Consider the following 14,405-nt stretch of genomic DNA (forward strand, 5'->3'; position numbering starts at 1 on the left):
TGAAGATGCGCGTACTTTACCCGAACAACAAACTAACTTAAAGAGAACAGGCGTGCTTTTGCAAACTCAATCATATCTCAAAGCAAACTCTGGACAGGGCGTTCCCTGATGAAAGAGCAATCGCCAACCTGAGCCTATGTCGCGCCATAATGACATTCTTAATGAAAACTGTAAATTGCTGTATGCGTTTCTTCTATACGCTGCATGATAAGTTAACTGCGCGATTGTTTCAGATAACATCTGCCCTCTAAAATCTTGATTGTAAAATTGAGGCACTTTTTCACAAGGCAAGCGTGACAAAACATGTCTTTTGTCGAAGAGTAAGCCGTTCGCAGATATTTCGTAAAAGTCATCATCCAACAACAAAGACAAGCGTTCTTTGGATTCTCTTACATGAGGTTCAAGTAAAAGCCGCTCTAAAGATACAAGTTCATCAAGTAATTCTTGAGTGATTTTCTGAGTCATAAACAACTGATATCTGACCTGTTTCTCATTTTATTTTAGTCAAATGTGCTAATTCAACAAGGTATTCTTTGAGTAAAAATCAATAGTTTGTTATAAATACGCAATTAACCAAGTGGTCGGATTTGATAAAGAGACACTATGATATATGCCAAAATTACCGGCTGGGGGAAAGCAGTACCACCAGCGTCAATCAGTAATGATGAAATAAGTACGATCGTTGATACCACAGACGAGTGGATCACAACGCGTACAGGGATCCGTTCACGACGAGTAAGTCATGTTAGCACAGCAGAGCTGGCCACCATCGCTAGTAAGCATGCGCTTGCATGTGCAGGCATTAATGGTGAAGACATTGATCTTGTTTTACTTGCAACGTGTACGCCTTCAACCATGGTTGCCAATACCGCCTCCCTTGTGCAAAAAAACATTGGCGCTACAGGTGCCGCTGCATGTGATACAAATGCAGCATGTTCTGGCTTTTTATACGCATTACAAAATGCAACTGCTCAGATCCAAGCTGGCATGATTAAAAAGGCGGTTGTCGTCGCAGCGGAACGTATGACCTGGTATGTCAACTGGGCCAAAAGAGACAGTGCGGTTTTATTTGGAGATGGCGCAGGCGCCGTTGTTCTTGAAGCGAGCTCTGAGCCGAGCGGTTTAATGGGAACCAAGACTGGATGTGATACTGAAGACAGAGATATATTGCACATTACGAACTATGGTACGGATTTAAATAAATATGAAGCGGTTGGTCCATCAGATTTACTATTTGAAGGCAGAGAGATATTTAAGCGTGCTGTTACCGGTATGAGCTTAGCTTGTGACGATGTACTACAAACAACAAACCTGCAACTTGAAGATATAGATGTACTGATCCCTCACCAGGCTAACCTGAGAATAATACAAGCCATTCAGAAAAAGTTAGATATTGACGACAATAAAGTCATGGTCAACATTGACAATTATGGCAACACATCGGCAGCAACGATTGCAATAGCGCTTTGTGAAGCTGTTGAGCAAGGTATGATCAAACCACACGCAAATATCATGTCTGCGGCATTTGGTGCAGGATTAACTTGGGCAGCAAGTTACATCAAATGGGGCGAACGTGTAACACCTATCTCAACATCAGATTATACATTCCCAGCTTGTGAAAAGTCAGGTTTAGAACTTGTCAGCGACTCTGTTGCTGCTTGTCAAAAAGCGGATTAATCTACACCGAGCAGTAGTAGACGCTGCTGCTCGATATAGATGTGAATAACTGATAATATACCTTCCGCAGCGCGTCTAGACTATATGTCCTTGGCATCTCATCGTCTTATGTAAATAATCTAAAGTGACGCCTTTATACTTATTTTAACGACATTCAAACGTCTTAATTTAATGTGAAGTTGCTTTTGCATACCGCACAACGAACGCTGTTATAAAGCAACCAACGTTTGCTATTAAATCAAATTACTGACAACAAGCTAGTTATTAGGGGAATATGGTGTTTAAACCTCATTCAGAGATAAGCCAACTCGAACCACAAATCGTGTGGCAATTTTTCGACCAAATCTGTTCAATCCCACACCCATCAAAGCATGAAGAAGCACTTGCACAGTTTATTGTTGACTGGGCAACGTCACAAAATTTAGCTACACGCCGAGATAAAACCGGTAACGTCTTCATCAAAAAACCGGCTACTGAAGGCATGGAAACTAGAAAGCCGGTCGTATTGCAGGCGCATATCGACATGGTGCCGCAAAAAAATGATGATACCAATCACGACTTTGTGACAGATCCAATTAAACCCTTCGTCGATGGCGATTGGGTAACAGCTGATGGTACAACGCTTGGTGCTGATAACGGCATCGGCATGGCATCTTGTTTAGCTGTTTTAGCCTCAAATGACGTTGCACACGGTCCACTTGAAGTGATTTTAACCGTCGATGAAGAAGCTGGTATGACCGGCGCATTTGGTCTAGAGGCAGGTTGGTTGGAAGGCGAAATTTTACTAAACACCGACTCTGAGCAAGAAGGCGAGATCTATATGGGCTGTGCCGGTGGCATTGATGCTAGCCTGACACTCGATATCGAAAGACAGACTGAAGCAACTGGACAAGTTTATGTTGAAATCGCATTGAAAGGCCTTAAGGGCGGCCACTCAGGTGTCGACATTCATACCGGACGTGCCAACGCGAACAAACTATTAGCTCGTACATTAAAGCACCAACTCAGTGGTATTGATTTTCAAATTGTTGAGTTCAAGGGCGGCTCGCTAAGAAATGCAATTCCTCGAGAAGCTTACGCTACGATTGCAGTTCAAGATGCTGATATTAATCAATTAGCAGAGCGTATTGAGGAAGTTCAGGCGCTAATGCGTAAAGAACTTGCTGCAATTGAAACTGGCCTTACTTTTATCACTACACAAGTCGAAGCATCACAAACACCGATGACATCAAAAAGCACACAGCAATTGCTGTCATTGTTGAATGCTTGCCCTAATGGTGTAGTAAGAATGAGCGACGATATTCAAGGCGTAGTAGAAACCTCTTTAAATCTTGGCGTGATCACCACAGAGCAAGACAGCGTAGAAATTTTATGCCTGATCCGCTCTTTGATTGACTCAGGTAGAACGGACGTTGAAGGTACGCTTGCTTCACTAGCCGAGCTGGCGGGCGCAAAAGTTGAGTTTTCTGGTGCATATCCAGGTTGGAAACCTGAACCAGAATCAGAACTCATTCACATTTTCAGAGATATGTATGAAGGTATCTACGGTAAAAAACCTGACATCATGGTGATTCATGCTGGCTTAGAGTGTGGCCTGTTCAAAGAACCTTATCCAGACATGGATATGATTTCATTTGGCCCAACCATCAAATTCCCTCACTCTCCAGATGAAAAAGTACATATTGGTTCTGTGGGGTTATACTGGGAGCAAATGAAAGCATTGCTTTCAAATATCCCCGTAAAATCTGCATAATTCTGCATAATAAAAAACGGCTCAATTGAGCCGTTTTTTAAATTTTTCCTAAGCAAAACGCTTTTGCAAATATGAGAAGGTAGCTCTTAAGCCTAAGCCTTCACCGCCTACTGGGCGACCCGGTAAATGACGAACATTCCACGCCATAACATCAAAGTGAAGCCACGGTGTACTTTCTGGTTCAACAAACTCTTTGAGATATAACGCAGCAGTAATAGAGCCACCAAAAGGCGTTGAACCGCAGTTCGCAATATCCGCAATATCGCTTTTAAACAACCCTTTATATTGATCAAATAAAGGTAATTGCCATACTGGGTCATTTAACTCAATTCCCTCAGCAATGATGTCGTTAGCAATCTTTTGATCTGTACTATAAAAACCGGGTAATTCAGTACCTAAGGCGATTCGACAAGCACCTGTTAATGTTGCAAAATCAATTAGCAGATCAGGCTTTTCAGTCTGTGCTTCAGCCAAAGCATCACACAACACTAAACGCCCTTCAGCATCTGTATTGTCAATTTCAACTGTGATCCCTTTACGCGTAACAATCACATCACCCGGCCTAAACGCATTTTTTGACACTGCATTTTCAACCGCAGGGACTAGCACGCGTAATCTTACAGGCAGGTTTGCCGCCATAATCATATGTGCCAAGCCTAGTACATGCGCTGCACCGCCCATGTCTTTTTTCATGTTTCGCATACCTGCAGCTGGTTTAAGATCCAAACCACCGGAGTCAAAACATACGCCTTTGCCCACTAATGTCAGCTTAGGTGCGTTTTCGTCACCCCAAGTTAAATCTAATAAGCGAGGCTTGTTATCACTTGCACGACCAACCATGTGAATAGTCGGATAATTGTGCTCTAAAAGTTCGTCACCAATAAGTTGTTTAAATTCACCACCAAACTGCTCGCTGAGTTCAATGAATGTTTCTGCCAAATGCTGAGGCATCATATCGGCAGCTGGCGTATTCACTAAATCACGTACCAAGTATATACCAGCTGTGATATCAGATACTTTCTTAAACAGGCCCTCTTCTGAGATAGCTAGCTTTGCTTGAATAGGGGCGGTTTTTTTATATGCGCTATATTTGTATGCACCAAGTATATAACTCGTGGCAGCTCGCTCGATTAACTCTTCACCACCAACAAACTGATACATACCTTTCGGTAGCTGCTTGGCTAGATCACCTGCTAACCATTGATCATCAAGCGATTCAACTATGCATACAACACTTGATAATGCTCCACTTTCCAAATCCGGGACCAGTAATACATTTTGTCCCTCTTGACGCGTTGACAACACAAAACTTTTGGCCGTTTGTGCATTTTCTGACAACCAGCTTTCTAGCTGTGACTCTGTTGTTAAATGGACTGGTGTTCCTTCCTGGGAATGAACGAGTAAAGTACTCATACGTGCCTCTTATTCTAAGTTGTATTGACTCAAGGATATCAATAACTGAGACACAATTCACCGTCATAAGGGTAAGTTTTTTCTATAATTATGTTGGCTTAGTGTAAATCACTGAATAAGCGCGGCATTGAGTAACGCTCACTCACTTTTATTTCTTTTTTCTTCTTTTTTTATTGAGAATGAACTGGGAAGTACTTCTACTCCAAATTTATTACCCAATGCGATGATTAAAGGTATCGTAATGGGCGCAAATGGCAAAATAGCAAAAACACCTAACCCCAAACCTTTTAAAACATCTACAAACTGCTTGTTGGCAACTCTTAGCTCTGACTTAGATGCATTACCAAGTGTATAGCGCTTATAAATATCAAGCATCTCTTCCGTTTCTTGCTTTTCTTGGGCGAGCGCCCCTTTCAACGCAATCAGCGTACGTTTTATCCTTAACCTTTGCCTTTTTCTACTTATCCGTGCCACCCTTATGGGTGCTTTATGCACGACTTTTATTAACCGCATTGATGTCCAAAATCAGCTTATTTACCATCATTCTAGCAAAGTTCTCTGTAAAAATCGTGTAGATATTTGGTCCAACTAAAATGACTTTCCTTACTAAACTGTGGACTCCTCCTCATAACCGCGTTTACAAATACAGAACGCTCTTCCTTACTTTGTTAATTCACAAACTAAACAAAACACACTAAACGAGATGGGATTACCTATTTGAAATACAAATTCATTCCACTCTAGTGAAAAATTGGGTCTATGCCAGCTTAATTTAGAAATAAATGCAATTAAATCAACCAAAAAATTGAACTTGGCGAATTGGCTGCTACTTTTATTATTGTGTTAACGAATTGAATACATTCAAGTGATAACACGTTATTGCATATTGCAATTTGGTTTATAAAAAGAAGTTTAGAAAAACTGGGGAAACAGGATGAAACTACAGAGATGCAAACTAAGAAAAGCGATACAATTTGCTATTTCTACTACTGCAGCGACCACAGCCTTACTCGCATTTAGCGCTCAAGCAGATGCAAGAGAAGAAGGAGCAAACAAAGATATTGAGAAAATTGCCGTCGTTGGTTCAAGGGCAGCGCCTAGGTCAATTGGTGAGTCACCAGTACCGATCGATATCATAGGCGGCGATGAGCTAAGTAAAGCTGGTGGGGATGATATGCTCGAGCTTTTAAAAGGTTCAGTGCCCTCACTCAATGTACATGCTAACCCAATCAGTGATGCGGCGAGTTTAGTTCGTCCAGCGAACCTTCGTGGCCTTCCTGCTGACTCCACTCTAATTTTACTTAACGGTAAGCGCAGACACCGCTCATCTGTTATCGCATTTTTAGGCGGTGGTATTAATGATGGTGCACAAGGGCCAGATATTTCTGTAATTCCCAGTGTCGCGCTTAAACAAGTTGAAGTACTGCGTGATGGCGCTGCTGCGCAATATGGCTCCGATGCAATCGCAGGTGTTTTGAACTTTGTGCTTAAGGACGCTTCAGAAGGCGGTAGTTTTTCCGTTAAACAGGGCGAATATTACGAAGGTGACGGTGATACAACGACATTTGAAGGTAATATTGGCTTACCATTTACTGATCAAGGCTTTGCAAACCTAAGTTTTCAGTACAAAGAAGCCGACGCAACAAGCCGAAGTGTGCAAAGACCTGATGCGCAAGCATATATTGACGCGAGTGTCGAAGGCGTAAGAAACCCAGCGCAAATTTGGGGTGCACCAGAGATCAAAGACGATATTACCCTTTTTGGTAATGTTGGACTTGAATTAAGTAATAGTTCTGAATTTTATATGTTTGGTAACTACTCTGAACGTGATGTAAAAGGTGGATTCTACTATCGTAACCCACAGACCCGCCCTCAAGTATATTCTAATGACGGAGGTGATACATTACTTGTTGCCGATCTCGACGGCTTAAACACAGGAATTGGTTGCCCCACCGTAAACCTGAAAGATGCCGACGGCAACCGCATATACAATGTCGCGACCATTGCCGCTTATCAACAAATTGCAGCCGATACAGAAGTTGGTAGAAATTGTTTTGCTTTTAATGAGATCCTACCTGGTGGCTTTACACCAAACTTTGGCGGTAATATTACCGATACATCCCTAACGATTGGCACAAAAGGCGAGTTTACAGAAGGCTTTATGGAAGGCGGCTACTATGACATTAGTGGTTCTGTCGGTCGAAATGAATCTCGTTATTTCATCACCAACACAGTCAATGCCTCGCTAGGCGCTGAAACGCCGATGGAATTCAGCCCGGGTAAATATATCCAGCTAGAGAAAAACTTTAACTTTGATGTATCTAAAGAATTCGACTTTGGTTTGGCCTATGAGGTGAATGTAGCAACAGGCTTAGAATGGCACGAAGAGACTTTTGAAGTTATTGCTGGTGATGAAGCTTCATTTATAGCCGGGCCGTTAACTCAACAAGGGTTTGGTATCGGCTCAAATGGCTTCCCTGGGTTCCAACCTGCAGCAGCAGGCGAGTTTTCCCGCCGCAACTATGCCGCATATGTAGATATAGAAACCCCATTCACAGAAGAATTTTTAATGGGGTGGGCACTCAGATTTGAGGATTATGATTCATTCGGCTCTACAACTAACTTCAAAATCATGGGTCAGTATCAACTTACTGATGACCTATCAGTACGTGGCTCTGTGAGCACAGGCTTTAGAGCGCCAACCGTTGGCCAGGCTAACGTAAGTAATGTGCAAACAAACCTGAGCAGCGGTGTACTCGTAGACTCAGCGCTATTACCACCTACAAACCCAGTATCAGAGATCTTAGGCGGTACGGAATTACAACCTGAAGAGTCTGAGAGTTATACACTTGGTTTTGTATACCAGACAGGCGATTTATTCTTAACCATCGACTACTACAATATTCAGGTAGAGGATAGACTCAGTCAATCTGAAAAAATTAATCTAACACCGACTCAAAAAGAAGCACTTAAAGCCGATGGTGTCCCTAATGTAGATAGTATCGCGCAAGTGTCTTTCTTTACAAATGACTTCGATACCACAACACAAGGTGTTGATGTTGTTGCTAATTACTCGATGGACTTGTTAGGCGGCTTTGCAACCTTCAGCATGGCGTATAACTGGAATGAAACTGAGGTAGACAAGTTTTCCGCTATTACAGGCGCTTTTAAAGTAAAACGCTTGGAGAATGACTTACCTCAACATAGAGCCACTTATACTTGGACTCAGCAGTGGGAAGACTTCTCAGGCTTTATTCGTTACAACTACTTTGGCGAATATCAAGGCGTTCACGTTGACTATGACGCGACTGCAATCATGGCAGATCCAAACTTTACATTTGATGCTGAGCTGACATATTACGCGACAGAAAACATTAGCCTTACAGTTGGTGCAAATAATATCTTTGACCAAGATGCTGAAAAAGTAATCAACTTCGCTGAGGAAGGCGCGACTGAACTTACACCATCCAACACATGGGGCGGTGTCTATTATGAAACGTCACCATTTGGCATAAATGGCGGATTCTACTACGTCAAAGCAACTTATACGTTCTAAACTTTATCTGTAACCCAGAGCAAAAGAGGAATTAGCGGTAGCTATTTCCTCTTTTTATTTTTATTATTAAAATAAACTGCTGATTAACATGTTACTTTTAGATCGCGCAACAGAACTGCTATTAGAAAACAGGCTCAGAGAAGCTGAGTTTATGTTTAAGCAAGTGCTTAAGCAAAACCCCACCAATGGCAAAGCCCTATTTGGCCTAGGTCGTATATGTATGCGTTTAGAGCAGTATGATAACGCAATATACTATCTAAAAAGAGCGTGTGAACATCTACCTAAAATGCTCGACCCTTTATATGCTTTAGCTGATGCATTTATTGCAGTTGGTTCGCCTGTTGACGCTAAAACTGTCCTAGAATACGCCTTAAGTGTAGCCAGACACAACGCCCAAATTCACTATCATCTTGGCCAGTTCTATCTAGACCATGGCTTCATAGATAACGCTTATCAAGTTTTCAAAAAAGGATTAGAGTGTCCCGAATCTGGTGTTTCTGTATTTATGATTTTTGAACTCATGCAATTGGCTCCCCCCTCTGAAATACCTGAGTTAATGGCACGTTTAGAGAAATTTGATGGGAAGTTTGAGCACCCACGATTTCAAGTTGTTGCCTATCACGCCTTTGCAACTGCACATCAAGCTCTGGGCGACAATAAAGAAGCCTTCGAATACTATAAAAAAGCCAATGATCTACAGCTGACACAATGCGAATTTAGCACAGTGGATATGCTGCCATTCTATAACCGTCTATTAGCCACTTGTGATGAAGACTTTTTCTCAAAGCCAACAGATAAAGTTCAGTCAACGTTTACACCTGTGTTTATCGTTGGGCTGCCAAGAACCGGTTCTACACTGCTTGAGCAAATCCTGACACAACATAGCCAAGTCGGCACAATTGGCGAAAGCATAGTGCTCAGTGAAAAAATAGTGCCATACCTTGAAATGCGAACTGAACGCCCTTTTCCAGATTGTATTTATGAACCATCCACATCCATGCTTGATTACTGTCGCAGTGTTTACGTAGATGAAATCAAGAAAAACAGGGTTCAAGAAGAAGCTGTTATCAATAAGCTTCCAGCAAACTTTCAGAACATAGGACTGATTTACAGGATATTCCCAAACGCCAGAATCATTCATTTAACCCGTGATTTTATGGCTAACGCTTGGTCAGTTTACAGTAACCATTTTGCCGAAAATGAACCCTACTTTTGTTCGCTCCCCGAGTTCAAACTTTACTCTGAAATTGAACAACAAGTGATGTCCCACTTTTCTGCACATCTAAAAAGAAATGTATTCAATGTCAGCTATGAAAAGCTAATTGATGAGCCAGAGCGCACCATTCAGAAAATTCTTAACTTTATTTATCTAAAGTATGAGCCCGAATGTATGGAGTTTTATAAAAGTCGCAGCAAGGTCTCAACACTGAGTAAAACTCAAGTGCGTCAACCAATCCATAACCGCTCATTAAACCGCTGGCAAGTCTTTGAAAAGGATATAGAAAAGGAGCTTGCGCAGCCTGAATAAAATATGGGCTGCTATAAACTTCAGCCGTCATAACGATCAAACCAACTGAGAACATCTTTAAATTGATCTTGCAATGCGCTTGGATGAGTGAGCATATCGATATGGCCATAGTTATGAGAGTGACCATATTTTTTTCCATAAATATTTAATTTTTGAACGCCCTCTCCTGACTCTTTCATAAACATTTCAATATCGATTGGCTGAGCCAAAGCCTTGTCACTTACTCCTGCTATGTGTAGCGTAGGTGGCAGGGATAGTCCACTCAAAGCTTGGCCATAATCAAAGTTATCATCGCTATCGACCCAAGGGCTAATCTTTGCCCATTGTGCGCTTTGCGCGTGTGATTTAATTGTCTCGCTATCGGCGCCCCAACGAAGCTTTTTCGCCGGTAAAAAGCCGTGTTTTTTAACGTAATAATATGCAAGCCAAAACCACAACAGATTTGCTTTGAATAATTTTTCAGGGTGATTATTGTATAAGCTTCGCTTGGAGCCAAAATAAGCGCAAGCTCGTACATGGTTGATTTCATCTGGATAGCGGGCAAACACACTATTCAATATGACTCCGCCCCAAGAATGCGCAACCCAATAATGCGGACGCTCGCCGACTTTTTTTGTTATGTACTCGAGTACCGCTGGTACTTCTTCTGTGATTGATTCAGTCTGACCATAGTCATGTCCTGACGAAATAGAGGGTACGCTTTCACCTCTTCCACGTAAATCCAACACAAAGCATCTATACCCTTGTGCTGCGAGATAGGGCGCAAAGCCTTTATTTGAATTTGTATAAAAAATTTTGCCATTTTCTATTGCGCCATGCAGACACAACACTACAGGCCCCTGCTTAGCTGTGTTATGAATGTATCTAAGATGCAATGAAGCTTTTTTATCAGGTATTGGTACTTGTATCGACTCTTGCTTTATCATGATATGTACAGGCTATTTTTAACTCATCGTACCAGCTGAATTACTTAAAAGTAAACCCATTAGTGAAGGCATTGAAATTAAGGTATAATTCTGCAAAGTAATTTTGCGATATATATTCTAAGCATGCACCCTAGAAATAAACACGCCAACGGCTACGATTTAGCTGGTCTCTCGGCCATAGTCCCTGAGCTAGCAAATTATCTTGTGAAAAAACCAAATGACCAAACTACGATTGACTTCTCTGACGCTCAAGCTGTTTTATTTTTAAATAAAGCGCTGTTACTCAAGCACTACGGGATCAAATATTGGGACCTACCGCCGCAATTCTTATGCCCGCCAGTGCCAGGAAGAGCAGACTATATTCATGCCCTTGCTGATTTACTCGCAGATGAAAATGAAGGCGTGATCCCCACAGGAAAAAAGATAAAATGCTTAGATATTGGAACGGGTGCTAACTTAATCTATCCTATATTAGGACATGCGGAATATAAGTGGCGATTTGTCGGTAGTGACATTAATCCAATTGCAGTGAAAGTAGCTGAGAATATCGCCAAGGCAAACAAGCTGGCGGTGAAAATAAAACATCAAGCTGACAGCAATTCAATATTTCAAGGTATCATCACAGAAGATAGCTATTTTGATATCACTATGTGTAATCCACCATTTCATGCAAGTGAACAGGCAGCTCAGCAAGGTACCCAAAGAAAGTGGAAAAACCTTGGAATCACAAAAACAGCTAAGCAACTAAATTTTGGTGGCCATGCACCAGAGCTTTGGTGTGACGGGGGCGAACTTGCCTTTATTACAAATATGATAAAAGAAAGTGCTCAGTTTAAAGAGCAAGTAGGATGGTTCACGACCCTGGTATCAAAAAAAGATAACCTGCCGGCTTTAACAAAGTGCTTGAAGCAGCAAAAAGTTAAAAACCATAAAGTCGTTAATATGTTGCAAGGCAATAAGCAAAGCCGATTTATCGCATGGCAGTTTTAATTAACTGCTTGCCCAAAATTATCGCCCTACTTGTCATTGAGAATATGTTGCAAGACGCCAAACAGCGCTCTCATGTCGATGGGCTTTCCTACATGAGATACAAAGCCCTGTGCAAGATACTTTTGCACATCACTCTTCATCACGTTCGCCGTTAAGGCAACTATAGGTAAGTTTGGCTGCTGCGTATTTATAATAGATTGCGCTTCAATACCGTCCATTTCTGGCATGTGAATATCCATTAAAACCAAATCAAACTCACCTTTCTGGCAAGCGTCAATTGCTAATTTTCCATTTTCTACAATAACTAACTCAGCTTGCGTCTCTTTAAGCATCACTTTAACCAGCATCTGGTTAATTTTATTATCCTCTGCAATAAGCACTTTTCTTCCAGCTAAATCTGGAGGAGATAACGATTTACAGGGCAATGAGCTCGGTGTTTGACTCGTTTTTTCAAGTGGCAGTACAACGCGGATATTGGTGCCTTTTTCTTGTTCACTCTTTAACTGTATTTCCCCTCCCATCAGTCGCACTAAACTGGTAGTGATCGACATACCTAAACCAGTCCCACCATATTTTCTTGTTGTCGATGTATCCGCTTGTGAAAACCGGTCAAATATACAGCGTTGCACCTCCTCACTCATGCCAATCCCTGTATCATCTATATTCAGGACAACCGCTGGGTTGTGTTCATATTTTCCGTTCATCACGCCTATTTTTACTGACCCTTCATCCGTGAACTTAACAGCATTAGAGGCCAAGTTTAGAATTACCTGCTTAACCCTCACCAAATCCCCGAGCCATCTGTCATCAAACTCTTCATCGATTATGACATTAAAATCAATACCTTTTTTGCTGATCAACCCATCCAAGTCATACTTGACCGACTCGACTATATCTGCAAATGAAATAGGTGCGCTTTCTAGTTCCAGCTTATTCGACTCTATTTTCGAATAATCCAGAATGTCATTGATAATTGTCAGCAAGCTTTGCGCTGAAAATGACGCGTTCGCCAGTGTTTTTCTAAAATCGGAATTTAAATCTGCCCCTTGAAGCAACTGCAGACCGCCTAAAATCGCATTCATGGGTGTACGTATTTCATGACTCATGTTGGCAAGAAAATCACTCTTGGCCTTAACTGAATTTTCTGCAGCTAGTTTTGCTGCTGCGAGTTTTTCTATCACTGCGACCTTATCGGTCACATCATAGTTAACCCCAATGACTTTGACAGGATTGCCAGACTCGTCTTTGAGCACTTCCGCGCTCGCTTTCATGGTCCTTATATTGCCATTTGGATGCACAACTCTAAACTCAGGCTCATAAACCCCTTCACCTTTCACTGCCGCCTCTAATTTTGAGCGCGCATATTCAAGGTCTTGTGGGTGAACACTATTTTCCCAAGCTTCATAAACGCCTGAGAACTGCCCTTGGGAAACGCCATACAGTTTAAACATCCAATCATCCCAAATTAACTCATTGGAAATAAGATCCCACTCCCAAACCCCAATCTCTGCGGAGTCGTTAGCAAGTTGCATCCGAATAGCGAATGAATCTGCCTCTTCTTTTGCCCTTTGTATTTGCGCCTCAACCTTTTTTTGCTGTGTCGTGTCTTGAACAACAGACCAGATAAAGTCCTCATCATCACTGTCGGTAATTTTTATCCCTGACAATAGCACCGGAAATACATTTCCTGATTTATGAATATACTCCTTAGCATAAGGGCCGTAGCGCCCTTTCATTTTTAAATCATCAAGCTGTTTATACTCTTGTTGTTCATACTTTTTCGGTGTCAGTTGCCAGTAATCCATTTGGTTTAGCTCCTCCACTGAGTACCCCGTAATGTTACTGAATTCCTGATTTACATAGTCAAAACTGCCATCTTTCATAAAGTTTATGGCAATGCCTACTGGCGCCAAATTAACAAAATGCTCGAATTTTTCTTTTTCTCTTTGATATGCTTTTTTGTACCGCTTGATATCCGAATGGGCAGCATCAAGCTTTTGTTGCACCTGCACAATTTCACTGATATTTCGACCAATCGCCAGAATAAGATCCTCACCATTGAACTGCACTGCCGTGAGAGATACTAAGCATGGGAATGTTGAGCCATCAGGGCGAGAATGGGTCCATTGAAATAATTGCGCGCCTTCATTTTGAGTTTTACTGATATAGTAGTTAACTAAGTGTTCAGATGATTGGCCGCAAGGCTGGTACATGGGTGAAATATCAGCCGGTGTCAGTTGTAAAAACGCATGTTGGCTTCTAATGCCATGCATTTCGATCGCCGCGTCGTTACACTCTACGAATTTTCCTGAATTTAAATTGATAATTGAAAGTGCATCGCCAGATACATCAAACAGCTTTTTATATTTGTCGCGCTCAAACTTAACTTGCTCTAGCTCTTCTCTCAAGCCTTCAAGTTCACTTTCCAAATCTATATAAGTTTTTCCAGACATATCAGCTCCAGATATGCAGTGGCCATGTAAGTTTCCATCCACCAGCTATAAATATAGGAAGAAATAAGATTAAATACACCCGAAAACCCAAGCTGCAAAGTGTATTGTA

The 14,405-nt window shown here is 41.7% G+C and carries 10 protein-coding genes; 5 read left to right on the forward strand and 5 right to left on the reverse strand.

Features of this window, described 5'->3' with window-relative positions:
• Positions 1–66: 66 nt before the first annotated feature.
• Positions 67–465, reverse strand: a complete 399-nt coding sequence (locus AC2CZC_RS24815) for a nuclear transport factor 2 family protein (protein WP_484585039.1) — start codon at positions 463–465, stop codon at positions 67–69.
• Between the two features lie 138 nt (positions 466–603).
• Between AC2CZC_RS24815 and AC2CZC_RS24820 the strand changes: the two genes are divergently transcribed.
• Together AC2CZC_RS24820 and AC2CZC_RS24825 are read left to right on the forward strand one after the other, a co-directional pair.
• The gene (locus tag AC2CZC_RS24820; RefSeq protein WP_484585040.1) at positions 604–1,677 is read left to right on the forward strand and encodes a beta-ketoacyl-ACP synthase 3; all 1,074 of its coding nucleotides are present in this window, start codon (positions 604–606) and stop codon (positions 1,675–1,677) included.
• Positions 1,678–1,951: 274 nt separating this feature from the next.
• The gene (locus AC2CZC_RS24825; RefSeq protein ID WP_484585041.1) at positions 1,952–3,430 is read left to right on the forward strand and encodes an aminoacyl-histidine dipeptidase; all 1,479 of its coding nucleotides are present in this window, start codon (positions 1,952–1,954) and stop codon (positions 3,428–3,430) included.
• A gap of 48 nt (positions 3,431–3,478) precedes the next feature.
• On the opposite strand, the gene AC2CZC_RS24830 is transcribed toward AC2CZC_RS24825, so the two are convergent.
• Together AC2CZC_RS24830 and AC2CZC_RS24835 are read right to left on the reverse strand one after the other, a co-directional pair.
• Positions 3,479–4,843 carry a leucyl aminopeptidase family protein gene (locus tag AC2CZC_RS24830; RefSeq protein ID WP_484585042.1) on the reverse strand — a complete coding sequence of 455 codons (1,365 nt, stop codon included), beginning with the start codon at positions 4,841–4,843 and terminating at the stop codon, positions 3,479–3,481.
• Between the two features lie 138 nt (positions 4,844–4,981).
• Positions 4,982–5,356 (reverse strand): hypothetical protein, encoded by a 375-nt coding sequence (locus AC2CZC_RS24835; protein WP_484585043.1) that lies wholly within the window; start codon positions 5,354–5,356, stop codon positions 4,982–4,984.
• A 421-nt stretch (positions 5,357–5,777) separates the two neighbouring features.
• Between AC2CZC_RS24835 and AC2CZC_RS24840 the strand changes: the two genes are divergently transcribed.
• On the forward strand, positions 5,778–8,399 hold the full coding sequence (locus AC2CZC_RS24840; RefSeq protein WP_484585044.1) for a TonB-dependent receptor plug domain-containing protein: 2,622 nt from the start codon (positions 5,778–5,780) through the stop codon (positions 8,397–8,399).
• A gap of 88 nt (positions 8,400–8,487) precedes the next feature.
• Positions 8,488–9,927, forward strand: coding sequence for a tetratricopeptide repeat-containing sulfotransferase family protein (locus AC2CZC_RS24845; protein WP_484585045.1), 1,440 nt, complete (start codon positions 8,488–8,490; stop codon positions 9,925–9,927).
• 20 nt (positions 9,928–9,947) lie between these two features.
• On the opposite strand, the gene AC2CZC_RS24850 is transcribed toward AC2CZC_RS24845, so the two are convergent.
• Positions 9,948–10,856, reverse strand: coding sequence for an alpha/beta fold hydrolase (locus AC2CZC_RS24850; protein WP_484585775.1), 909 nt, complete (start codon positions 10,854–10,856; stop codon positions 9,948–9,950).
• 120 nt (positions 10,857–10,976) lie between these two features.
• Here AC2CZC_RS24850 and rlmF point away from each other — a divergent pair, with 120 nt between their 5' ends.
• A complete protein-coding gene (rlmF, locus tag AC2CZC_RS24855; RefSeq protein WP_484585046.1) occupies positions 10,977–11,843 on the forward strand; it encodes a 23S rRNA (adenine(1618)-N(6))-methyltransferase RlmF in 867 nt (288 codons plus the stop codon).
• Between the two features lie 26 nt (positions 11,844–11,869).
• Here rlmF and AC2CZC_RS24860 read toward each other — a convergent pair whose 3' ends face one another.
• Positions 11,870–14,296: a PAS domain-containing hybrid sensor histidine kinase/response regulator gene (locus AC2CZC_RS24860; RefSeq protein ID WP_484585047.1), complete on the reverse strand. Its 2,427-nt coding sequence runs from the start codon at positions 14,294–14,296 to the stop codon at positions 11,870–11,872.
• Positions 14,297–14,405: the final 109 nt, after the last annotated feature.

The sequence above is a fragment of the Pseudoalteromonas sp. MMG033 genome (genome assembly GCF_057197785.1).